Raw genomic sequence first — 23,103 nt, 5'->3', positions numbered from 1 at the left:
GTGATTTTTTATCACTTTTCAGAGGCCCCTACATTTTATGTTAGAGCTTTTTTGTGTAACTGTGTTCTCACTTTCGTATTTACTTTACTATTGTTGATATATGGAATTAATATATTGATATTTAAAATGATTTTTTCTTTTTTTGACATATTTGTGAAATTTAGCTATTTTTGTTGAGCGTAGAAGGAATAACAAAAACTTTGTTGAAAGAATTAATATGGATGTTGAAATTGCTTTTCGATAAATTCAATTTCTTCTTTAAACTTGTCGTGTGTTGCTCGAAATACATTCTCGAAGACATCGCCAAGCTGTTGTTCAAATACTTTAATTCCCTCTCCAGTTATACCCCCTTTAACGCATACTTTTTCTTGTAGTGTAGGTAGTGAATAGTCACCGCTTTTTAACAAATCTCCTAAACCAATTAACATTTTCTCAGTTAGTATCGTTGCAGTTTTTTTATCCAATGACGTGACTTTAGTAGCGGCAAGAATAAACTCTTGTGCAAGATAGCTGAAAAATGCTGGACCACAGCTAACGATATCTGAGGATACTCGGGTTACTTCATTTGTAATTTCAATTTCTTCTGATATATTTGTAGCTATTTTTCGGATTGTATCCTTCCACTCTTCCGTACAATTGGCTCCAAAGGTTAATAATGTAACGCCTGATAGAACTTTATTCGTAATACTTGGAATAAAGCGTACGGTGCTGCAAGATAGAACAGTTTCTAATTGTTCAACGGAGATTGGACTTGTAATCGATACAAAACAGTGAGTTGGTTTTACCTTGTCCTTGATATCCTGATAAAATGGGTGCATTTCTTTTGGTTTCATACAAGTAAACAGTAGATTACTTGTTGAAACGATTTCGTCGACCGACTTGCATAATGTTACATTAGAATATTGCTTTTTAATTTCTTCAGCTTTTGCAAGTGTACGATTATATATATTTAAATCTGTTTCATCAACAGATTTAGATTTTAATAAGGCTTCTATTAGTATTGACCCCATGTTGCCTGTACCTATAATTCCTACTTTCATGAAATAATTCCCTCCTAGAACCATGTACTTCATAACAACATATGCTTGTTCGAGTAAATATATGCAAAAAATCAATCATAAGGAAGTGAAATAATGAAAATGCTGAGTGATAAAAAGCTGCTAGCTATTATAGGATTAGTTGTTGGATTAATCATAACAATCGTTATAATTGTTATGCCTAAAGAAGAAACGGCATTGGTAGAAGATTTTTCAAGACAAACGAATTCTCTTGAGGAAGATGATAGCGGGAAAAGTCAAAGTAATGAACTAGAAACGAAAGTAATGAAAGTGGATATAAAAGGGGCGGTAAAGCGACCAGGGGTGTATATTGCTCATACTGAAGATCGAATACTTGATGTTATAGAAAAAGCAGGTGGATTATCGGATGGAGCGGATAAGAATAAAGTAAATCTTGCTCAACGAGTTGAAGATCAAATGTTGATTTATGTACCATTAATTGGAGAGGTATTAGATCATGTATCTGTGCCCCAAGTGTCATCAGCTGGAGAAGGTGGAAAAGCTTCTACAAAAGTAAATATTAATACAGCTGATGAATCTGAACTACAAACAATAACAGGCATAGGTCCTTCGAAAGCAGCAGCTATTATTCAATATCGAACAGAGAATGGATCATTTAAATCGATTGATGATTTAAAAGAAATTAGTGGAATTGGAGAAAAAACTTTTGAAAAGATGAAAGCACAAGTTTCCATCTGATAGAACATATCTACACAAGATCATGCAAACATTGTAGAATGAACTCAGACACAAATAAATATTTAAGCGGCAATAAAATTAAAGGAGAAAGTATAATGAAACGAATCAGTTGGCATCAATATTTTATGGCACAAAGCCATTTATTGGCATTAAGAAGCACATGTACACGTTTAACGGTTGGGGCTACAATTGTACGTGATAAACGAATTATCGCTGGCGGATATAATGGTTCTATAGCAGGTGGAGATCATTGTATTGATAAGGGATGCTATGTGATTGATCATCATTGTGTTCGAACGATTCATGCTGAGATGAATGCGTTACTACAATGTGCGAAATTTGGTGTCCCTACTGCAAATGCAGAAATATATGTGACACATTTTCCGTGCTTGCAATGTTGTAAATCAATTATCCAAGCAGGAATTAAGGCAGTTTATTATGCAGAAGACTATAAAAATCATCCTTATGCCATTGAATTATTTGAACAATCTGGAGTAGTCGTTGAGCATGTTCCATTTAAACAACAATTTCTTGATCCTGCTGAAGAAGAAAAGAAACAATTTGTGGGAGAGTTATTAGATGAGTTAAAAGAATTGAATATAGATGAAGAACAGTTTCAAGCTTTTCAAAAACAATCAGAGAAATTATTTAAATAAGATTATTAGGGGGGGAGATTTGTTTCATTTCTTCCACAGCGTAGTGTTATACTTCGGCACAGCTTAGATTATCTCGTAGCAGGGAATCATAGTTTGATTTCCTGCTAAGATGCTTCTTTGTTGGTCGGAAGTTTTACGAAATCATTTAGGTTATTGCTATTTCCTAATATGGTGTTCTTAATCGTTTTAAATATCGTTCTTTTTAAACTTACAAGTATTTCATTCGAGCTTCAATCTGTAATGATTATAGAGTCAGTAAGAACAGATAAAGAGGTGACCGTTTATGATTTCTTATTGGTCGTAGCTGCTATTTTAGGTGTTGCGACCTACTATTCGATATACACGTTATTTGCTATTCTTGTGTATCTTTTGCTCCTTTCTTACTATACCTCAAAAAAAGTTGTTTTTATCATAGTTTCAACGATCCTTCTTTTCGTAATCACTTCACATCTACATGCTTATCTTCAGAAAACTTCTCTATCTAATGCGACTACTCAAATGAATATTCGATTTCATGAGTTAATAAAAACGGATGGAAATATAATGCAATCTGTTGTAAAGACGGATAAGGGAGAGAAACTATTGCTTCGCTATACATTTAAATCTTTGCAAGAGAAAGAAGAGTTTGTTGAATCTTTTCAATTAGGTTCCGTTTGTTCTATATATGGTAATCTGGAGGTACCTGAGAAAAACCGAAATGTAAATGCTTTTAATTATCAACAATACCTAGCAAGTAAAGGCATACATTGGATTTTAAAGAGTAAACAGAATCCTTTGGATTTTTGTGAAAGAGATAAGAAAACCATTATTGAACATATAAAATATTTACGCTTAAAAGGTCTTCAGTATATAGAACGGAATTTTTCCCCTGAAACAAAAGGTTTTGCAGCCGCACTATTATTTGGAGATAGTGAATGGATTGCAGAAAAAACATATTCATCATATAAAAAGCTCTCTCTTGTCCATATATTAGCTATTTCTGGTTTACATGTAGCCATCGTGTCAGGGTGCCTGTTTTTTATGGGGATACGTATTGGCTTAACAAGACAGATGACGAAGATCATTTTATTACTTCTACTACCTATATTTTGTATTATTGCTGGTGGAGAACCTTCTGTTGTTAGAGCTTGTGTAACGGTTATGCTTTTTTTTACGCTATCTCTTTTTCGTGTAAGATGCTCTCCTGTTACTCTTCTAGGTGTTTTATTTCTTTTTTTATTGTTATTGAACCCTTTCTATATTGTACAGGTCGGTTTTCAATTATCCTTTTTCATTACTTTTGCTTTATTGATGAGCAAAAAGATCATCACGAGTTGGAAGAATAAATCAGTTATTCTTCAATCATTTATGGTAACTGTTATCTGTCAAGTATTCTCCTTCCCTATTCTTTTGTATTTTTTTCAGGAGACATCTTTGTGGGGGTTTATCTTGAATGTTCTTTATATCCCTTTGTATACAGTTGTCTTGCTTCCTCTCACATTATTCGCTTTTCTTTTCTCAATCCTTCAACTTCCCTTTTCAAATATTGTCATGCTTATCCTTGATTCGCTATTTTATATTAGCAATAGAATGGCAGAAGGAATCGCTAAGTTTCCTTTTGTTACCTTAATTTTTAGTAAGCCCTCTTTAATTGTTGCTTTCATCATCACGATCATTATTGTTTTATGCTTTATTCATTTTGAAAGAAGAAATCAAAAGACTGTCAAAAGATCCCTTTGTATTTTATTTTCCATTTTGTTTTTTCTTTATTTTAAAGTTAGCATTTCGCCTATTGGAGAAGTTACTTTTATTGATGTGGGACAAGGAGATTGTGTCTTGATTAAACGTCCTTTTGGAAATGGGGTGTATTTAATTGATACAGGTGGTGTTCTAATGTTCAACCAAGAAAAATGGATGAAAAAGAGTGATTCTTTTGAACCAGGCAGTGATATAGTTGTTCCTTTTTTGAAAAGTAAAGGGATACGTCAAATCGATAAGTTAATTTTAACTCATGATGACCAAGATCATATTGGAGGTGTCAAAGCGGTTTTACAAGAGATAAAAATTCGAGAAATAGTAATAGCTAAATCTCTACAAAAGGAATTTGAGAAAACAGATATTTGGGAAGAAGCTCTTCAAAAGAAAATTCCGATTAAACTAATCGGTACGGGATATGGTTGGAAAGTAGGACGGGATACTTTTTCAGTTGTGCATCCAAGTAAGTTTGAAGATAATTCTAATGAGACATCGATTGTTTTGTCTGCGAGCGTTAATGGTGTTAGATGGCTATTTACAGGGGATTTAGGATTTACAGGAGAAGAAGCTCTTATGAAGCGAAATCCTTCTTTACAAACAGATATATTGAAAATTGGGCATCATGGGAGTAAGAATTCTAGCTCAGAGGCGTTTGTTGATCAATTAAATCCTAAAATAGCTATAATCATGGCAGGAAATAAAAATAGATATGGTCATCCGCACTATGAGGTACTGGAGGTATTAAATAAATATAATGTTCAAGTGCTTAGAACAGATCGGCATGGAGCCATAACATATCGTTATTTATTTAAACGTGGAACCTTTTCGGGTATGCTCCCATAGTATAAAAGGGAAGATGAGTAAAAGTCGCTTGAAAGTCAGCGTTATTGTTACAGAACATATTGTATTAAATAAAAAAACGACCTCCACATAATGGGAAGGTCTATGTACTTAATTATGAACCTATATAATGAATAACTGTTCCGATGATAAACATTGTTGCGAAAAAACCAAATGATACGATGAATCCAACGGCTGCATCAGTAGCATCATTGCGTTTACACTGTACATCTTTTTCGAATGTATTCATTTTAATCCCTCCTCTTATTATTTTACAGTATAAGCCAATATTTAGAAAAAATCTACAATTCCTATTACCGTTTTTCCACAACTAGTATATGTTGTCACAAATAGTTTGCATTTATGAGGAAAAGATAAGATTACAATACCGTTACTGGTCTTGGTTTGGTCTACCGTAGAAGGTATAAGAAATCCCGGGGCTTATCGTTCTACGTTCACATAGATTAGGGGTCGTCTATTTTCGGTGCAGAGATGGCCCCTTTAAGTATGGATATAAATAGTCCGAACCCCTACCTTGAGATTTTGACTTGATAAATAGAACAATCATAGATACGATAAGGGTAATAAAGGCAAAATGAGGCGATTAGTTTGGCGTTTGATGTATGGAAACAAATAAAAAATAAGCAATTTGCTCCTATCTATTTAGTATATGGAACTGAAGCATTTATTATAAAAGAAACAATAAGAAAATTAGCCGATTCTGCGTTATCAGAAGATGAGACGGAATTCAATATGTCTACCTTTGACTTAGAAGAAACACCCATTCATTTAGCATTGGAAGAGGCAGAGACCTTTCCTTTTATGGGAGAAAGAAAGCTTATCATCTTGCATAATCCGATGTTTCTAACTGCTGAAAAATCTAAAGAAAAGGTGGATCATAATATTCAACAAGTTTTAGAATATATTGATAATCCTTCACCATTCTCAATTGTTGTCTTTGCTTTACAGCATGAGAAATTAGACGAACGTAAAAAGATTACGAAGCAATTGAAGAGGCAAGCAGCTGTCGTAGAAGCGAACAAGCTTAAGGAAAATGAATTAATTTCATGGGTTTCCCAACAGGCCACTTCTAACGGAGTGTCAATCGAAGAAGAAGCTATTATACATTTGATCGATATAGCTGGACAAAATATGCTTTTTCTTGCAAATGAAATTGAAAAGATGGCTTTATATGCTCAAGAGGAGAAAGTGATTACTGTTGGTATAGTAAATCAACTTGCCTCTAAATCTTTAGAGCAAAATGCATTTGCTCTATTGGATTTTATAATGAATAAAAGAACTGCTCAAGCCATTGAATTATTACAAGATTTATTGCGACAAAAGGAACCTCCTTTGAAATTATTGGCAACAATGGCTACACAAGTAAGAATTATGTATGTTTCAAAAGAACTAGCGAGAAATGGATACGGTCAGCAAAAGATTGCATCGCATTTAAAAATTCACCCATATCGAGTGAAATTGGCATTAGAAAAAGCAAGGCATTTTCACGAAAAGGAATTACTTATATTCTTAAACCGGATTGCAGATGCAGATTATAAAATGAAAACGGGGCAAATGGATCCGACTCTCTTATTGGAATTGGTTATTTTACAAAGTGGAAGTAATAGAAAGTAAACGAGTGGTGATTCGTACAATTTAATTGATGTATTATATGTAAAAAGAGGCTGTTTCAAAATAAAGATTTTGAAACAGCCTCTTTTGGTAATCAGATAAAAAACGACCCAAAGGATCGTTTAATTAAGCGTTAAGCTTGTTAAGTCTTTTAGCTAAGCGTGATTTTTTACGCGCAGCAGCGTTTTTATGGATAAGACCTTTAGAAGCAGCTTTGTCTAATTTTCTAGTAGCCGCTAAAAGAGCGTCTTTTACATTTTCATCATTGTTAGCAATTGCAACTTCTGCATTTTTTACAGCAGTACGCATTGAAGATTTAGCAGTAATGTTGTTAGCTCTTTTTTGCTCAGCTGTTTTTACACGTTTAATCGCAGATTTAATGTTAGGCATTATGGTGTCACCTCCAATATTCGGGATCGAGATGTACTATAAACTCGAATTAGTTTAAGCAACAAAAACCATTTTATCAGACGGTCTTTTATATTGCAATACTAATATGCATTGTACACTATTGTAGTACTGTATGTAAAAGGATTTATTACAAGTCTCTCTATTTTTATGAAGAATGTGTCAAAAACGAATAAAGAACCGCTTCATTCGAGAAAATAAAATATATATTGTTTTTCGGAGGAATGATGATGGATTCGAGAATAGACTTCGCTAAATATCAAGTCAGAACGGATTTAGCGCTTGAAGCAAATGAAATGCTGATAGAAGAACGAACTGTTGCTGGTGAAAAGAATATTTCACAAATTGAAGGTGTGATAATAAAAGAAAAAACAGAAGATGATATTACGATTTCTCTTATAGAGGTTACAAAGAATGGTGCTGAACAAATTGGCAAAAAGGCGGGAAACTACATAACAATAGAGGTACAAGGTATTCGATCAGGGGATAGTGATACTCAGCAAAGAGTAGAAGCGGTATTTGCGAGGGAATTTAAATATTTTTTAAATAAATTACAGCTTCATGATGATAGCAGTGTATTAGTTGTTGGACTGGGTAATTGGAATGTCACTCCAGATGCTTTAGGGCCTTTTGTTGTAGAAAATTTACTTGTTACCCGCCATTTGTTTCAGCTAGAGCCTGAATCGGTTGCAGAAGGATATCGACCAGTTAGTGCGATTGCTCCAGGTGTTATGGGGATTACCGGAGTGGAAACGAGCGATATTATTACGGGTGTTATTGAGAAAACGAAGCCAGACTTTGTGATTGCTATTGATGCTTTAGCTGCTCGATCTCTTGAAAGAGTAAATGCTACTATCCAAATTTCGGATACGGGGATTCATCCTGGTTCAGGTGTAGGGAATAAACGTAAGGAATTAAGTAAAGAAACGTTAGGGATTCCTGTGATTGCCATTGGTATTCCGACGGTTGTAGATGCTGTCACAATAACGAGTGATACGATTGATTATATTTTGAAGCATTTCGGGAAAGAATTGAAAGAAGGAAGTCGTCCTTCAAGATCTTTAGCACCTGCAGGGATGACTTTTGGAAAACGTAAGCAGCTTACAGATGAAGATTTGCCAGGAGAGGAAGAGCGTAAAACGTTTATGGGGGTTATTGGAACACTTCCGGAAGATGAAAAACGCAAGTTCATTCAAGAGGTGTTAGCACCTATAGGTCATAATTTAATGGTTACACCAAAAGAAGTTGATGTTTTTATTGAAGACAGTGCGAATTTAATTGCGAATGCATTAAATGCTTCCCTTCATAAAGCGGTAAATCAGGGTAATACAGGATATTATACAAAATAATGATGGTTTATAGGTACAGAACTATTACGTTTTTACGAACAACAGAATTTTAACAAGTTCATTCAATAGTTTCGTTCATAAGACTAGCCAAGGAAATAGATTTCAAATCTTTCATTTGATGGTGATGTGTTTTTTCAAAATTTAATAGTTCTACCTTTTCTAGCAGAATCATACACATTTAGTAGAAATGCTTGAAAGGGTGGAACGATGAAAAAATACCATTATAACAAAGTAACAATTATTCAAGGATCCCAAATAGTTAAAGGAATTATTTTAACAATCGTTCTATTATTGTTTGTTTTTTCGTTAAGCGGACTACTAACAACAGCTAATCAAAAAATACGAATTTCCTCTCAAACAGTAAATGACGCGACCAGTGTTTTTACAGGAAAAATGTTATTTTCGTTACTGTCCTTTGAGAATCAGTATTTTGCTGCATCGATAAAAAAAGAAGAAAAGCCTGAAGCGCTAGGGAAACAACTGTTGAAACTATCAGCTAATATTTCGCTAGATGATCCAAGGAGTTTATTAGGAAAAGAGCTTCCGGGGTTTTCGATTTTTGATACAGAAATTCTTGTTGCTGGGGACGGAACGGACTATACAAATATGCCTTTTGAATCTCCACCACCGAATGATAGTCTTGAGATGGATAAAAATGTCCAATTGCAAAATACGGATGATGTTGATGCAAAGGATGAGAAGCCTGGTACATCGGACCCGATTATAAAATCGGATAAGAAAGAAGTGTTTATCTATTCTTCTCATAATACGGAATCGTATTTACCGTATTTAAAAAATGTTGCAGGTTCTAATCGGGCCTACCATCCAGAGGTTAATGTAACAAAACTAGGAGAAAAGCTACAAAAGAATTTGGACACTAAAGGAATTGGTTCTGTATTAAACTCTGTTGATATTCATGCCAATCTTGTAAAAAAAGGTTTGAAATTCGGAAGATCCTATCAGGAATCTAGAAGCGTCGTTGAAGCGGCCATAGCAAATAATAAGGATTTTAAATATTTGATAGATATACATCGAGATGCTTTAAGAAAGAATAAAACGACCAAAGTGATGAATGGTACTAGCTATGCCAAAATATCCTTTGTTGTTGGTGGTAAAAATGCGAAATATCAAAAAAATGTAGCCTTTGCCAAGAAGCTACATGATGAAATCCAAAAGAAATATCCAGGTCTCTCAAAAGGGATATTTCTAAAAAAAGACGCGGGTAGTAATGGTGTTTATAATCAAGATTTGTCTGATAAAGCCATATTGATTGAGGTAGGCGGTGTGGATAATACTTTTGAGGAAATGTATCGTACCATTGATATTTTTTCCGATGCCTTTAATACAGTGTTTTGGAGCGAAAAAGATAGTAATGCAGTGAATGCAAATTAATCGTATTAGGGTGATTGTATGTTTCGTTTTTTTCTAAAATGTATCTTGTTGATTGCCGTTTTTTTTGTAGGAGTTTTACTTGGTGTGCAAAAGGCGAATACAGGTATTTTAAATATGAGAGGTTATGAGGATCCACAATTGTATGGAGCTGTATCTATTGAAAATAAAGACGGTGAGGTTAATGCCTCCTTTTTAGGAAAAGATATCAACAGTCATGATCTACAAGAAAAGAAAGAGAAGTTACAGGATATAAAAGCTTTTAATGCTTTTTCGAGTTTAGGGAAAAAAACAGCTAATGGAACTAAAAAAGCTTTTGAAAAATTAATAGATTTGGTCGTACCGGATTAAATAGTAAACGAAAAAGTGAGAGAGAACTGCATTTCCAACTGGAATGCAGTTTTTATCTTTCTAAAGCGTTCTATTAAAAAGATGTGCGTCAGTTTTAATAGCCCATCATTTTCAATATAGATACTAGCTTGCTTCAGTCCATCGCTCTTTTTGTGGTAAAGTCAATCCAGCTAGACGACCAAACAACAACTTCTAGTCAGCTTTCTTATGCTTATCGAAGTTGTCCTAGGCACTTATGCTTTTCTATGTCTAACCTTAAACCTGCCATGCTAGGCTATAAGCCGTTCCTTTTCTCGGAAGAAGAATACAAATCCTTCCTGTAAGGCTCGTCTTATAGCTTCCGCATGCCTCCTTTTTGATAAATGTTGAATCATTAAACGAGAATGTTTTTAAATAAAATATTTCTTAGAGACAACGAATTAACCAAAAAGAATCAGTGACGTTTTTTCTATTAAGTTAAAGCATATAATTTTGGACTAAGTTTTTTGTCTAGCTTCAGCGCCTAGCCCCCGAGGCCATAAGCCAATCCAGCAAGAAGGTCGAAGAACAACCTTCTTGCTAAATTGGCTTATACTGGTCGGGTCTGATCAGGCACTTACGCTTTTCTTATTTACAATCTTGAATGTTTGTTTTTTTTAATGGTATAATGAAAAATAGTGTATTGTGTCGACTTACAGGAGTGAAGAGAATGAATAATGAAGATAGATTAAAAAGACAATCGAAAATCCGAAACTTTTCCATTATTGCTCATATAGATCATGGTAAATCCACTTTAGCTGACCGTATTTTAGAAAAGACGAAAGCACTTACTCAACGTGAGATGAAGGCGCAGCTACTTGATTCAATGGATTTAGAAAGAGAACGTGGAATAACAATTAAATTGAACTCGGTTCAATTAAAGTATAAAGCGAATGATGGAGAAGAATACATTTTCCATTTAATTGATACACCAGGACATGTCGATTTTACCTATGAGGTTTCTCGTAGTTTAGCGGCTTGTGAAGGTGCTGTTTTAGTAGTAGATGCTGCTCAAGGAATTGAAGCGCAAACATTAGCAAATGTATATTTAGCACTGGATAACAACTTAGAAATTCTTCCAGTTATTAATAAGATTGATTTGCCAAGTGCAGATCCTGAGCGAGTTCGAAATGAAATTGAAGAAGTAATAGGCTTAGATGCTTCTGAAGCTGTTTTGGCATCAGCTAAAGCAGGAATTGGAATTGAAGAAATTCTAGAACAAGTCGTTCTTCAAGTACCACCGCCAGAAGGTGACCCAGCTGCTCCTTTAAAAGCGTTAATCTTTGATTCGTTATATGACGCTTATCGTGGTGTTGTTGCTTATATCCGTGTTGTAGATGGTTCTGTCAAAGCAGGAGACAAAATCAAGATGATGGCAACGGGTAAAGAATTCGAAGTAATTGAAGTGGGAGTATTTACACCGAAATCAACAGTTGTAGATGAGTTGAATGTTGGGGATGTTGGTTACTTAACAGCAGCCATTAAAAATGTTGGAGACACTCGTGTTGGTGATACGATTACTAATGCTAAAAATGGTGCGGTAGAGCCACTACCAGGTTATCGTAAATTAAATCCTATGGTATATTGCGGATTGTATCCAATTGATTCTGCACGATTTAATGATTTACGTGAAGCACTTGAAAAATTGCAATTGAATGATTCGGCCCTTCAATTTGAACCTGAAACGTCACAAGCGTTAGGTTTTGGTTTCCGTTGCGGATTCTTAGGATTGCTGCACATGGAAATTATTCAGGAGCGTATTGAACGTGAATTTAAAATTGATTTAATAACAACTGCACCAAGTGTTATTTACCATGTAAATATGACTGATGGGGAACAGGTTACAGTTGATAATCCTTCTAATATGCCTGATCCACAAAAAATTGAATCAGTTGAAGAGCCGTATGTAAAAGCAACTATGATGGCTCCGAATGATTATGTTGGTGCTATTATGGAATTGTGCCAAGAAAAACGTGGTATTTTCGTGGATATGCAATATTTAGATGAAACGCGAGTAAGTATTATTTATGAAATGCCGTTATCAGAAATTGTATATGATTTCTTCGATCAACTAAAATCAGGAACAAAAGGGTATGCATCATTTGACTATGAGCTAATTGGTTACAAACCATCAAAACTAGTGAAAATGGATATCCTATTAAACGGTGAAACGGTTGATGCTTTGAGCTTTATTGTTCACCGGGATTTCGCTTATGAACGTGGTAAAGTAATTGTTGAAAAACTTAAAGACTTAATTCCAAGACAGCAATTCGAAGTACCAATTCAGGCGGCAATCGGACAAAAAATTATTGCGCGTTCAACAATAAAAGCGATGCGTAAAAACGTACTAGCCAAATGTTATGGTGGGGACATTTCTCGTAAACGTAAGCTTCTTGAAAAACAAAAAGAAGGTAAAAAGCGTATGAAGCAAGTTGGTTCAGTAGAAGTTCCTCAAGAAGCATTCATGGCTGTATTAAAAATGGATGATACAAACACTAAAAAATAATGTTTTTGAAATATGGATCAAGTGACTTTGGTGTACGGTTAGCTTGTTAATGATTCTTATGATAGAAATTAGCTAAGGCGTAGCAGAAGTTACCTCTATATGTCTGGGCATAAAGAAGAGCTTGATACGATAATCTTTCAAAAATTATATGGTTTATTTTTGTGTAAAAAGGCTAGAAAAGGAGTACCCTTGACTAGTCTTTTTTTTCAAGATAAGAATGAATATAATTTTAGACCTAGACAATTGTCTAGCCTTACACCTGACATGCTGGCGATAAGTCGTTCCTTTACGAAAGAAGAATCCTACTCCTTTCTATAAGGCTCGTCTTATAGACTCCTGCATGTCTCCTTTTTGAAAAGAGATATATTAGCGAATGAAACGGTAAATAGATTGATGATTTCTTCGAGATAAGCGTTACACCAAAAAGGACCGATGGTGTGTTTTCTTATCATCAAAATATTTATTAAGCTTTATTGGAACTTGAACTTTATAAAGGAGCTTTTATGATGAAAAGTGCATATATTCATATACCGTTCTGTGAACATATTTGTCACTATTGTGATTTTAATAAAATGTTTTTAAAAGGTCAGCCTGTTGATCAGTATTTAGAGATGCTAAAAAAAGAAATGCAATTGATGCTACAGCAAAATCCTACTGATGTTCTTTCTACTATTTATGTGGGTGGTGGAACGCCTACATCGTTAAATGAAGAACAGTTGATTTATTTGTGTGAGACGATAAAAGAAGAGCTACCTTTCAACCGTAATCATATCGAATTTACATTTGAAGCGAATCCAGGCGACTTATCGTTAGAAAAGTTAAAAATTCTAAAGCAATTTGGAGTTAATCGTATAAGTTTTGGAGTACAAGCGTTCCAAGAAGAATTGTTAAAGGCAATTGGAAGAACACATTCTATAAAGGATGTTTATCAATCGATTGAACAAGCGCGACAGGCTGGTTTTGATAATATAACTATTGATTTAATGTATGGATTACCTACGCAAACGAAGAAACAATTTGAAGAAACTCTTAAATTGGCATTAGAGTTAGAGTTGCCACATTATTCTAGTTATTCCTTAATTGTTGAACCGAAAACTGTTTTTTATAACTTAATGCAAAAAGAAAAATTACAGCTACCAACACAAGATTCTGAGGCGGAAATGTATGAGATGCTGATGGATACCATGAATAAGCATGGACTAATTCAATACGAAATTAGTAACTTCGCTAAACCTGGCTATGAAAGTAAACATAATTTAACATATTGGAATAATGATTATTATTATGGTTTTGGAGCAGGAGCGCATGGTTATGTTAATGGTGAACGTATTGCCAATCATGGCCCACTAAAAAAATATATGGAGCCAATTGAAAAAGGTCTCTTGCCACAGCTTCATGTTCATAAAGTTCCTCTTAATGAAAGAATGGAAGAAGAACTCTTTTTAGGATTGCGAAAAACGGAAGGTGTTTCAATTAATAGGTTCAAGCGACGATATCAAATCGATGTTATGGAATTGTTTAAAATCCAAATAAATGATCTTTTGAATAGAGAACTTATTAACATTCAAAATGATAGAATTTCTCTTACAAGAAAGGGGAAACTATTAGGGAATGAAGTTTTTCAAACATTCATTGGAATTGCTTAAAATGATTGACAATATGTATTCATTTTGATAACTTAATAATTAGATTTAGCACTCAGTACACAAGAGTGCTAACAGAGGTGATCATACATGTTAACAGACCGTCAATTAATGATTCTTCAAGTTATTGTTGATGATTTTATTCGTTCTGGACAACCGATTGGCTCAAGAAGTTTGTCGAAAAAAAGTGATATTACTTTTAGTTCGGCGACTATTCGTAACGATATGGCTGACTTAGAAGAAATGGGTTTTATTGAAAAAACACATACGTCTTCAGGAAGGGTACCATCTGAAAAGGGATATCGCTATTACGTTGATCATTTGTTAACTCCACCATTAGTTCGTAATGAAGAAATACAGATGCTTAATTCTGTATTTGTCGATCGATTTTATGAACTTGAAAAGATTGTTCAAAAATCGGCACAAATTTTATCTGAAATAACGAATTATACTGCGATTGTTTTGGGTCCAAAAGTTAGAGATAATAAACTTAAAAAGATTTCTCTAGTGCCTTTGAATAAGGAAGCAGCAGTAGCTATAATTGTGACTGATACTGGTCATGTGGAAAACAAATTGATAACTTTACCACCTACGATAGATGTCAATCAGATTGAGAAAATGGTCAATATATTAAATGATCAACTCGTAGGTGTCCCGTTAGTAGAGTTAGCTTCAAAAATTCAAAATGAAGTAGCAGCTTTATTCATGAAGCATGTTACGAATTACGATCAGATGATAACAGCGCTGGCTGATACACTTCAAATTGTACCAAAAGAAAAGCTGTTTTTTGGTGGAAAAACAAATATGCTAAGACAACCTGAGTTTCATGATATTGAGAAAGTTAGAATGCTTCTAACGATGATCGAACATGAAAAAGAGTTGTATAAATTAATAGTAAAAAACCCTTTAGGTGTGCATGTGAAGATTGGTAGTGAAAATGATGACCCAGCTATGGAAAACTGCAGTCTAATTACGGCAACATATTCGGTTGGTATAGAACAGTTTGGGACAATTGCCATTTTAGGACCTACTAGAATGGATTATTCAAAAGTTATTTCATTATTAACGCAATTTTCACGGGATTTTTCATCTGTATTATCAAAGTTGTATCAAAAAGAATAGAAGTGGAGATATTGAATAAAGGATATCATTCTTTTGTTTTCACATTTATTCTTCATTATTAATAGTATATATAGCAGTTTTTTAGGGAGGTGAGTTCGTATGTCAGAAGAAACTAAAAAGGATCTTCATCTAAATGAAGAATCTACTGACAATGAAACGATCGAAGAAGAAATCTTTGCTGAAGAAGTACCATCTGAAGAAGTTGAGCAAGAAGAGAAATCTTGTGAACAACAACTCACAGAAGCAAATGAACAAATTCAAACTTTATCAGCTAAGGTGGAAGAAATGAATAATCGTTATCTTCGACTTCAAGCTGATTATGATAATTTAAGAAGAAGGTCTAAGCTGGATCTTGAATCTGCACAGAAGTATCGTGTACAAAGCTTATCTTCAGATTTAATCCAAGCTCTTGATAATTTTGAAAGAGCTCTAGCGATAAAAACAGAAAATGAAGAAACAGCAAGCATGCTTCAAGGTTTAGAAATGGTTTATAAGGGAATAATATCTGCGCTTGATAAAGAAGGCGTAAAGGCTATTGAAGCAGTTGGACAACAATTTGATCCAAATGTCCATCAAGCAGTAATGCAAGTAAATGATGATAATTTCGATTCAAATGTTGTTGTAGAAGAATTCCAAAAAGGTTATATGATTAAGGATCGTGTATTACGTCCTTCAATGGTTAAAGTAAATCAATAGACGAATGTTACATATATTTTGAGGAGGGTATTTTATCATGAGTAAAATTATTGGTATTGACTTAGGTACTACAAACTCTTGTGTTTCAGTATTAGAAGGTGGAGAAGCAAAAGTTATCCCAAATCCAGAAGGTAATCGTACAACTCCTTCAGTTGTTGCCTTTAAAAATGGTGAAAGACAAGTTGGGGAAGTTGCAAAACGCCAAGCTATTACAAATCCAAATACAATCATTTCTATTAAACGTCATATGGGTACAAACCATAAAGAGACAATTGAAGGTAAAGAATATTCACCTCAAGAAATCTCAGCTATTATTCTTCAACATTTAAAAGGATATGCTGAAGAATATCTTGGAGAAAAAGTAACAAAAGCTGTAATTACTGTACCTGCATATTTCAATGATGCAGAACGTCAAGCTACAAAAGATGCTGGTCAAATTGCTGGTCTTGAAGTTGAGCGTATTATAAACGAGCCTACAGCAGCAGCTCTAGCTTATGGAATGGATAAAACAGACGAAGATCAAACAATTCTTGTATTTGACCTTGGTGGCGGTACTTTTGACGTTTCTATTCTAGAAATCGGAGACGGAGTATTCGAAGTAAAATCTACTGCTGGTGACAATCGTTTAGGTGGAGATGACTTCGACAAAGTTATTATCGATTATTTAGTAGAACAATTCAAAAAAGAAAATGGCATTGATCTAAGCAAAGATAAAATGGCTATGCAACGTTTGAAAGATGCAGCAGAAAAAGCGAAAAAAGACTTATCTGGTGTAACTTCTACTCAAATTTCACTACCATTTATCACTGCTGGTGAAGCTGGACCATTGCATTTAGAAGTTAGTCTATCAAGAGCTAAATTTGAAGAGTTATCACATGGTTTAATTGAAAGAACAATGGGTCCTGTTCGTCAAGCTATCTCAGATGCTGGATTAAGTACATCTGAAATCGATAAAGTAATCCTTGTTGGTGGATCTACTCGTATTCCTGCAGTTGTTGAAGCTGTTCGTAAAGAAACAGGTCAAGAGCCTCATAAAGGGGTAAACCCTGATGAAGTTGTAGCAATGGGTGCAGCTATTCAAGGTGGAGTACTTACTGGTGATGTTAAAGACGTTGTACTATTAGACGTAACACCTCTATCTTTAGGAATTGAAACAATGGGTGGAGTATTTACAAAACTTATTGATCGTAATACAACAATTCCAACAAGTAAATCACAAGTATTCTCAACTGCTGCAGATAACCAAACTGCTGTTGACATCCATGTTCTTCAAGGTGAACGTCAAATGGCAGCTGATAATAAAACGCTTGGTCGTTTCCAATTAACTGATATTCCACCAGCACCACGTGGAATTCCACAAATTGAAGTATCATTTGATATCGATAAAAATGGTATTGTTAACGTTCGTGCGAAAGATCTGGGTACAAACAAAGAACAAGCTATTACAATCAAATCTTCTTCAGGATTATCTGATGAAGAAGTAGAACGTATGGTTAAAGAAGCGGAAGAAAATGCTGAAGCTGATAAAAAACGTAAAGAAGAAGCTGAACTTCGTAATGAAGCAGATCAGTTAGTGTTTACTACTGAAAAAACAATGAAAGATTTAGAAGGTAAAGTAGATGCTTCTGAAATTGAATCAGCAAATGCGGCTAAAGATGCTCTAAAAGCAGCAATCGAGAAAAACGATCTAGAAGAAATGCGTGTTAAAAAAGACGCTCTTCAAGAAATCGTTCAGAACTTAACGATGAAGCTTTATGAAGAAGCAGCTAAAGCTCAACAAGCAGCTCAAGGTGCTGAAGGACAACCAGAAGGTAAACCAGCTGACGATAACGTTGTAGACGCTGAATTTACTGAAGTTGACGATAAAGACAATAAATAAGATTCACTCTTTATAGAATTCATTTATGTAGAAAAGTCAAAGTCATTTTATAAGGCTTTGGCTTTTTTACAAGCTTAGAACTATTTGACTTAGCAATCGGTGGCCATGGTTTATGTCACAAGCTGATCCTTTTAGGAAGTCAAATAGTGACTTCCTAAAAGGCTTGTCTTGTGCCTATAAGCTGCATGCATCTTGGGTACATCTTGAATAAAGCTATAGAGAAATTCTGTTTTATAGTCCATTATTTCTTGATATTCGTAGTTGTATCAAAAAGAAAAGCAAACAGTTTTTCTGATTGCAACCAATATAAAATAAATGATAAAATAACTTTTATGTGAAAGAACGGGGAGTTGAAAGCTTATGAGTAAAAGAGATTACTACGAGGTATTGGGACTTACGAAAAGTGCCTCTAAAGATGAGATTAAAAAAGCGTATCGTAAACTTTCAAAGCAATATCATCCAGATATTAATAAGGCTGACGATGCAGCAGATAAATTTAAAGAAATTAAAGAAGCCTATGAAGTATTGAGTGATGATCAAAAGAAAGCACAATATGATCAATTCGGTCATACGGATCCTAACCAGGGCTTTGGTGGCGGTGGCTTTGGCGGCCAAGGTTTCGGTGGTTTCGAAGATATCTTTAGCACATTCTTTGGTGGTGGAGGAGCTAGAAGAGATCCTAATGCTCCACGTCAAGGTGCCGATTTACAGTATACAATGACAATTTCATTTGAAGATGCTGTGTTCGGTAAAGAAACAACTATTGAAATCCCTCGAGAAGAAAACTGTGATACATGTAAAGGGACAGGAGCTAAACCAGGAACGAAGGTTGAAACATGTTCGCACTGTAATGGCTCTGGACAAATGAGTGTTGAACAAAATACACCATTTGGTCGCATTGTAAATAGAACAACATGTAGATATTGTCAAGGTACTGGTAAGACAATACCCCATAAATGTTCAACATGTTCAGGTACTGGGAAAGTTAAGAAGAGAAAACAAATCTCTGTTAAAGTTCCAGCTGGAATTGACGATGAACAACAAATTCGTATTGCTGGTCAAGGAGAAGCGGGTAAAAATGGAGGACCAGCAGGAGATTTATACATTGTATTCCATGTGAAATCGCATGAGTTCTTTGAGAGAGATGGAGACGACGTATATTGTGAAGTACCTATCACTTTCGTGCAAGCTGCTCTAGGTGACGAAATTCAAGTTCCTACCTTATACGGTAAAGTACAATTAAAAGTTCCAGCAGGTACACAAACGGAAACTAGATTCCGACTAAAAGGAAAAGGTATTAAAAATGTACGTGGATATGGTCAAGGAGATCAGCACATTATAATTAAAGTTGTAACACCTAAAAACTTAACAGATAAGCAAAAGCAACTATTAAGAGAATTTGGTGATCTTCGTGGTGAATCAGCAGATGAGCAAGAAGAAGGTTTTTTTGCTAAAATGAAGCGTGCCTTTAAAGGAGAATAATTCAAACAGGAGTTGGTAATATTATGAAATGGTCTGAAATTGCAATTCATACAACAAACGAGGCGGTAGAACCGATCTCAAACATCTTACACGAAGCAGGTGCTAGCGGTGTAGTAATTGAAGATCGTGAAGATCTTTTCAAGGACAGAGAAGATCAGTTTGGCGAGATTTACCAACTTAATCCTGATGATTATCCTGAAGAAGGTGTTTTGATGAAAGCATATCTTCCGGTAACAAGTTTCTTAGGAGAAACGGTGGAAGGTATTAAAGAAGCCATTAACAACTTAATTATTTATGATATAGATTTAGGATTAAATGATGTCTCCATTAGTGAGGTCAATGAAGAAGAGTGGGCAACTGCTTGGAAAAAATATTATCACCCTGTGAAAATATCTGAAAGATTTACAATAGTTCCTACTTGGGAAGAATATACTCCTGTGAATAGTGATGAATTAATAATTGAACTTGACCCAGGCATGGCTTTTGGAACAGGAACACATCCTACAACTGTAATGTGTATACAAGCATTAGAAAAAATTGTCCAAGAAGGCGATCAAGTTGTAGATGTAGGAACTGGTTCAGGTGTATTAAGTATAGCTGCTGCCATGTTAGGTGCTAAAAAAATAGAAGCTTTAGATTTGGATATTGTTGCTGTTAAGGCTGCGAAGTTAAATATTAAATTAAACAAAGTTCAAGATGTGGTAAACGTTTCTCAAAACAATTTATTAGATGGTATTACTGAGCAACAAGATGTAGTGGTAGCTAATATACTTGCAGAAGTGATTATGCGATTTACCGATGATGTCGCTACAGCTTTAAAACCTGGTGGATATTTTATTTCTTCAGGGATTATTCAACAAAAGAAAAATGATGTAAAAGAGTGTATTATTGAATCTGGATTTGAGATTGTTGAGACAATTCAAATGGAGGATTGGGTTGCGTTTATTGCTAAAAAATTAAACTAAGCTCTTAAAGAATCGACTATTCTCGATTGCCACGCTAAAATATAAGCATCGAAGTCAAGTACTTGCTTAAAGCTTATGTTGAAGGCGTGGCAAATTTATTTTGTAAATTACTGCTTAGTGTTAATAATAAGGAATAGGGCATAGGCACTAGTTTGGTTTTTTTATGAAAAAGCTATGTTATACGGTTGTTATTTGCGACTTGAACGCTTAGAGTGGAATGAGCGAGACTCATATTGGTAAAGCAAGTGGATTGTAAAATCAATAAGTATTCAAGTATGCTTCTTTGTGGAAAGTAAACAAATGGAACTCTAATTAATGGAGAAATAACTTTGTATTTTAACGAGCTTTATAAAAGGCTGTTTTCCAAAAAGATTGTTGTTTTTAAAGAAGTTCGGTGAATAAAGTTAGCATAAACAGGTCGGTTGGAGCAAGCACTTGAGCGGAATTCAACTCAGCCTATATTCACGACTCGTTCATAGGAAACGAAGTATGCGAAAACAACCTTATAAAAAGAAATAAGATTGTTATTTTTACATGAAGTAGGGGCTGACATTATGCAAAGGTATTTCGTAGCAAACGAGCAAGTAAATGATAGACAAATAAAGATTGTTGGAAGCGATTGTCATCATATCTCGAACGTGTTAAGAATGGGACCTGGAGAAAAAGTCGTTTGTGTTGTAGAAGATGGACGTAGTGCACTAGTCAAAATTGAAAATATTGACAATGAACAGATTGAGTGCTCTGTTATAGAATGGATGGATGAGGAAAAGGAATTGCCTGTTAAAGTAACGATTGTTAGTGGGTTGCCTAAAGGGGATAAATTAGAATATATTGTTCAAAAAGGGACAGAACTTGGTGCATTCTCATTTATTCCTTTGGTTGCTGATCGTTCCATTGTTAAATGGGATGTAAAAAAGACCTCAAAAAAAGTAGAACGTCTTCAAAAGATTGCGAAAGAAGCGGCTGAGCAATCGCATAGAACATTCGTACCAACAGTGCAATCTCCGTTAAATGTTAAGCAATTAATAGATTTGGCAGAGAACTATGATTATCTTTTAATTGCATATGAGGAAGAAGCTAAAAAGAATGAAAGTAGTGTGCTAAGTCAAACGTTACAAGGGATAAAGCCTGGAGCATCTCTTTTAGTTGTTTTTGGACCAGAAGGTGGTTTGACTGAGTCAGAAGTGGAAAGAATGATTGCTGCAGGTTTTGTAGCATGTGGTTTAGGACCAAGAATATTACGTACTGAAACAGCGCCATTATATGTGTTATCTGCTGTTTCGTATCATTTAGAATTAATGGGGTGAAGGAAAAAATGGCAACTGTTGCTTTTCATACATTAGGTTGTAAAGTAAATCATTATGAAACAGAAGCAATTTGGCAATTATTTAAAGCGGAAAATTATGAACGAGTAGACTATGAAGCAATTGCAGATGTTTACGTTATTAATACATGTACTGTAACAAATACTGGAGATAAGAAAAGTCGTCAAGTCATCCGACGCGCTATTCGTAAGAATCCAGATGCGGTTATTTGTGTTACAGGATGTTATGCACAAACGTCCCCTGCAGAAATACTAGCTATTCCCGGAGTAGATATTGTTGTTGGTACACAAGACCGTACAAAAATGATTCCGTATATTGAACAATATAAAAACGAGCGCCAACCAATTAATGGTGTAGGAAATATTATGAAATCACGTGTTTACGAAGAATTAGATGTACCTGCTTTTACAGATCGTACTCGTGCTTCATTAAAAATACAAGAAGGCTGTAACAATTTCTGTACATTTTGTATTATTCCATGGGCTCGTGGATTAATGCGCTCAAGAGATCCAAAAGAAGTTATACATCAAGCACAGCAATTAGTTGATGCTGGTTATAAAGAAATCGTTCTAACAGGGATTCATACGGGTGGTTATGGCGAGGATATGAAGAACTATAACCTAGCTATGCTACTACGTGATTTAGAATCACAAGTTAAAGGGCTAAAACGAATTCGTATTTCTTCAATAGAAGCTAGTCAAATTACAGATGAAGTCGTTGAAGTTTTAAAAAGTTCAACGAAAGTAGTTCGACATCTTCATATTCCAATTCAATCAGGTTCAGATACTGTTCTTAAAAGAATGCGTCGAAAATATACAATGGAGTTTTTCGGTAATAGATTGCGTGCATTGCATGACGCACTCCCTGGATTAGCGGTTACATCTGACGTTATCGTTGGTTTTCCTGGTGAAACGGAAGAAGAATTTATGGAAACATATAACTTTATTAAGGAACATAAATTTTCTGAGCTACATGTATTCCCATATTCCAAACGTACTGGTACGCCTGCAGCAAGAATGGAAGATCAAGTAGATGAAGACGTGAAAAACGATCGAGTTCATCGTTTGATTGCATTAAGTGAGCAATTGGCAAAAGAGTATGCTTCTCAGTTTGAAGGAGAAGTATTAGAAATCATTCCAGAAGAACGTTTTACTGAAAATGATCAAGAAAATCTATATGTTGGCTATACGGATAACTATTTAAAAGTGGTATTTTCAGGTAATGAAGATATGATAGGCGAACTTATAAAAGTAAAAATCACAAAAGCTGGTTATCCTTATAATGAAGGACAATTTGTAAAAGTCATGAGTCCAGAAGATCATTCTTTATTAGAAGCATAAAAATGGTTTAA

The 23,103-nt window shown here is 34.7% G+C and carries 19 protein-coding genes; 16 read left to right on the top strand and 3 right to left on the bottom strand.

Annotation, left to right across the window (positions count from 1 at the left end; translation table 11 throughout):
- Window positions 1–212 precede the first annotated feature (212 nt).
- Window positions 213–1,040 (bottom strand): late competence protein ComER, encoded by an 828-nt coding sequence (gene comER / locus BN349_RS12520; RefSeq protein WP_019242666.1) that lies wholly within the window; start codon window positions 1,038–1,040, stop codon window positions 213–215.
- Between the two features lie 93 nt (window positions 1,041–1,133).
- Between comER and BN349_RS12515 the strand changes: the two genes are divergently transcribed.
- The 3 genes from BN349_RS12515 to BN349_RS12505 all read left to right on the top strand — a co-directional run bounded on the left by BN349_RS12515 (window position 1,134) and on the right by BN349_RS12505 (window position 4,990).
- On the top strand, window positions 1,134–1,757 hold the full coding sequence (locus BN349_RS12515) for a helix-hairpin-helix domain-containing protein (RefSeq protein WP_019242665.1): 624 nt from the start codon (window positions 1,134–1,136) through the stop codon (window positions 1,755–1,757).
- Between the two features lie 95 nt (window positions 1,758–1,852).
- A complete protein-coding gene (locus tag BN349_RS12510; protein WP_019242664.1) occupies window positions 1,853–2,413 on the top strand; it encodes a ComE operon protein 2 in 561 nt (186 codons plus the stop codon).
- Between the two features lie 120 nt (window positions 2,414–2,533).
- A complete protein-coding gene (locus BN349_RS12505; RefSeq protein WP_019242663.1) occupies window positions 2,534–4,990 on the top strand; it encodes a DNA internalization-related competence protein ComEC/Rec2 in 2,457 nt (818 codons plus the stop codon).
- Window positions 4,991–5,102: 112 nt separating this feature from the next.
- On the opposite strand, the gene BN349_RS25380 is transcribed toward BN349_RS12505, so the two are convergent.
- Window positions 5,103–5,237 (bottom strand): YqzM family protein, encoded by a 135-nt coding sequence (locus tag BN349_RS25380; protein WP_019242662.1) that lies wholly within the window; start codon window positions 5,235–5,237, stop codon window positions 5,103–5,105.
- 359 nt (window positions 5,238–5,596) lie between these two features.
- Between BN349_RS25380 and holA the strand changes: the two genes are divergently transcribed.
- Window positions 5,597–6,622, top strand: a complete 1,026-nt coding sequence (gene holA / locus BN349_RS12495) for a DNA polymerase III subunit delta (RefSeq protein WP_019242661.1) — start codon at window positions 5,597–5,599, stop codon at window positions 6,620–6,622.
- 123 nt (window positions 6,623–6,745) lie between these two features.
- On the opposite strand, the gene rpsT is transcribed toward holA, so the two are convergent.
- Window positions 6,746–7,009 (bottom strand): 30S ribosomal protein S20, encoded by a 264-nt coding sequence (rpsT, locus tag BN349_RS12490; RefSeq protein ID WP_019242660.1) that lies wholly within the window; start codon window positions 7,007–7,009, stop codon window positions 6,746–6,748.
- 248 nt (window positions 7,010–7,257) lie between these two features.
- Between rpsT and gpr the strand changes: the two genes are divergently transcribed.
- The 12 genes from gpr (at window position 7,258) to mtaB (ending at window position 23,092) form a co-directional block, all read left to right on the top strand.
- Entirely contained in the window at window positions 7,258–8,376 is a 1,119-nt protein-coding gene (gene gpr / locus BN349_RS12485; RefSeq protein WP_019242659.1) for a GPR endopeptidase, read from the top strand.
- A 207-nt stretch (window positions 8,377–8,583) separates the two neighbouring features.
- Window positions 8,584–9,768 carry a stage II sporulation protein P gene (gene spoIIP / locus BN349_RS12480; RefSeq protein WP_019242658.1) on the top strand — a complete coding sequence of 395 codons (1,185 nt, stop codon included), beginning with the start codon at window positions 8,584–8,586 and terminating at the stop codon, window positions 9,766–9,768.
- A gap of 18 nt (window positions 9,769–9,786) precedes the next feature.
- Window positions 9,787–10,116: a YqxA family protein gene (locus BN349_RS12475; protein WP_019242657.1), complete on the top strand. Its 330-nt coding sequence runs from the start codon at window positions 9,787–9,789 to the stop codon at window positions 10,114–10,116.
- 688 nt (window positions 10,117–10,804) lie between these two features.
- Window positions 10,805–12,640, top strand: coding sequence for a translation elongation factor 4 (lepA, locus tag BN349_RS12470; RefSeq protein ID WP_019242656.1), 1,836 nt, complete (start codon window positions 10,805–10,807; stop codon window positions 12,638–12,640).
- Window positions 12,641–13,143: 503 nt separating this feature from the next.
- Window positions 13,144–14,286 (top strand): radical SAM family heme chaperone HemW, encoded by a 1,143-nt coding sequence (hemW, locus tag BN349_RS12460; RefSeq protein ID WP_026089299.1) that lies wholly within the window; start codon window positions 13,144–13,146, stop codon window positions 14,284–14,286.
- A gap of 87 nt (window positions 14,287–14,373) precedes the next feature.
- The gene (gene hrcA / locus BN349_RS12455) at window positions 14,374–15,405 is read left to right on the top strand and encodes a heat-inducible transcriptional repressor HrcA (RefSeq protein WP_019242653.1); all 1,032 of its coding nucleotides are present in this window, start codon (window positions 14,374–14,376) and stop codon (window positions 15,403–15,405) included.
- Between the two features lie 99 nt (window positions 15,406–15,504).
- On the top strand, window positions 15,505–16,101 hold the full coding sequence (grpE, locus tag BN349_RS12450) for a nucleotide exchange factor GrpE (protein ID WP_019242652.1): 597 nt from the start codon (window positions 15,505–15,507) through the stop codon (window positions 16,099–16,101).
- 37 nt (window positions 16,102–16,138) lie between these two features.
- A complete protein-coding gene (dnaK, locus tag BN349_RS12445) occupies window positions 16,139–17,980 on the top strand; it encodes a molecular chaperone DnaK (protein ID WP_019242651.1) in 1,842 nt (613 codons plus the stop codon).
- Window positions 17,981–18,340: 360 nt separating this feature from the next.
- A complete protein-coding gene (gene dnaJ, locus BN349_RS12440; RefSeq protein ID WP_019242650.1) occupies window positions 18,341–19,462 on the top strand; it encodes a molecular chaperone DnaJ in 1,122 nt (373 codons plus the stop codon).
- Between the two features lie 23 nt (window positions 19,463–19,485).
- A complete protein-coding gene (prmA, locus tag BN349_RS12435; protein WP_019242649.1) occupies window positions 19,486–20,427 on the top strand; it encodes a 50S ribosomal protein L11 methyltransferase in 942 nt (313 codons plus the stop codon).
- A gap of 554 nt (window positions 20,428–20,981) precedes the next feature.
- Window positions 20,982–21,734: a 16S rRNA (uracil(1498)-N(3))-methyltransferase gene (locus BN349_RS12430; protein ID WP_019242648.1), complete on the top strand. Its 753-nt coding sequence runs from the start codon at window positions 20,982–20,984 to the stop codon at window positions 21,732–21,734.
- A gap of 8 nt (window positions 21,735–21,742) precedes the next feature.
- On the top strand, window positions 21,743–23,092 hold the full coding sequence (mtaB, locus tag BN349_RS12425) for a tRNA (N(6)-L-threonylcarbamoyladenosine(37)-C(2))-methylthiotransferase MtaB (protein ID WP_019242647.1): 1,350 nt from the start codon (window positions 21,743–21,745) through the stop codon (window positions 23,090–23,092).
- The last annotated feature ends 11 nt before the right edge of the window (window positions 23,093–23,103 follow it).

This window comes from Bacillus sp. AP8 (assembly GCF_000321185.1).
In the GTDB taxonomy this organism is placed as follows: domain Bacteria; phylum Bacillota; class Bacilli; order Bacillales; family DSM-1321; genus Bacillus_AD; species Bacillus_AD massilioanorexius.
The sequence above is the reverse complement of the archived record's forward strand: the minus strand, read 5'-3'. Positions and strand labels throughout refer to the sequence as shown.

Coding starts and splice junctions, on each gene's coding strand:
- dnaK (WP_019242651.1), top strand. CDS start 16,139: ATGAGTAAAATTATTGGTATTGACTTAGGTACTACAAACTCTTGTGTT.
- BN349_RS12515 (WP_019242665.1), top strand. CDS start 1,134: ATGAAAATGCTGAGTGATAAAAAGCTGCTAGCTATTATAGGATTAGTT.
- lepA (WP_019242656.1), top strand. CDS start 10,805: ATGAATAATGAAGATAGATTAAAAAGACAATCGAAAATCCGAAACTTT.
- grpE (WP_019242652.1), top strand. CDS start 15,505: ATGTCAGAAGAAACTAAAAAGGATCTTCATCTAAATGAAGAATCTACT.
- BN349_RS25380 (WP_019242662.1), bottom strand. CDS start 5,237: ATGAATACATTCGAAAAAGATGTACAGTGTAAACGCAATGATGCTACT.
- dnaJ (WP_019242650.1), top strand. CDS start 18,341: ATGAGTAAAAGAGATTACTACGAGGTATTGGGACTTACGAAAAGTGCC.
- BN349_RS12430 (WP_019242648.1), top strand. CDS start 20,982: ATGCAAAGGTATTTCGTAGCAAACGAGCAAGTAAATGATAGACAAATA.
- BN349_RS12475 (WP_019242657.1), top strand. CDS start 9,787: ATGTTTCGTTTTTTTCTAAAATGTATCTTGTTGATTGCCGTTTTTTTT.
- spoIIP (WP_019242658.1), top strand. CDS start 8,584: ATGAAAAAATACCATTATAACAAAGTAACAATTATTCAAGGATCCCAA.
- mtaB (WP_019242647.1), top strand. CDS start 21,743: ATGGCAACTGTTGCTTTTCATACATTAGGTTGTAAAGTAAATCATTAT.
- hemW (WP_026089299.1), top strand. CDS start 13,144: ATGATGAAAAGTGCATATATTCATATACCGTTCTGTGAACATATTTGT.
- comER (WP_019242666.1), bottom strand. CDS start 1,040: ATGAAAGTAGGAATTATAGGTACAGGCAACATGGGGTCAATACTAATA.
- BN349_RS12510 (WP_019242664.1), top strand. CDS start 1,853: ATGAAACGAATCAGTTGGCATCAATATTTTATGGCACAAAGCCATTTA.
- prmA (WP_019242649.1), top strand. CDS start 19,486: ATGAAATGGTCTGAAATTGCAATTCATACAACAAACGAGGCGGTAGAA.
- rpsT (WP_019242660.1), bottom strand. CDS start 7,009: ATGCCTAACATTAAATCTGCGATTAAACGTGTAAAAACAGCTGAGCAA.
- hrcA (WP_019242653.1), top strand. CDS start 14,374: ATGTTAACAGACCGTCAATTAATGATTCTTCAAGTTATTGTTGATGAT.
- gpr (WP_019242659.1), top strand. CDS start 7,258: ATGGATTCGAGAATAGACTTCGCTAAATATCAAGTCAGAACGGATTTA.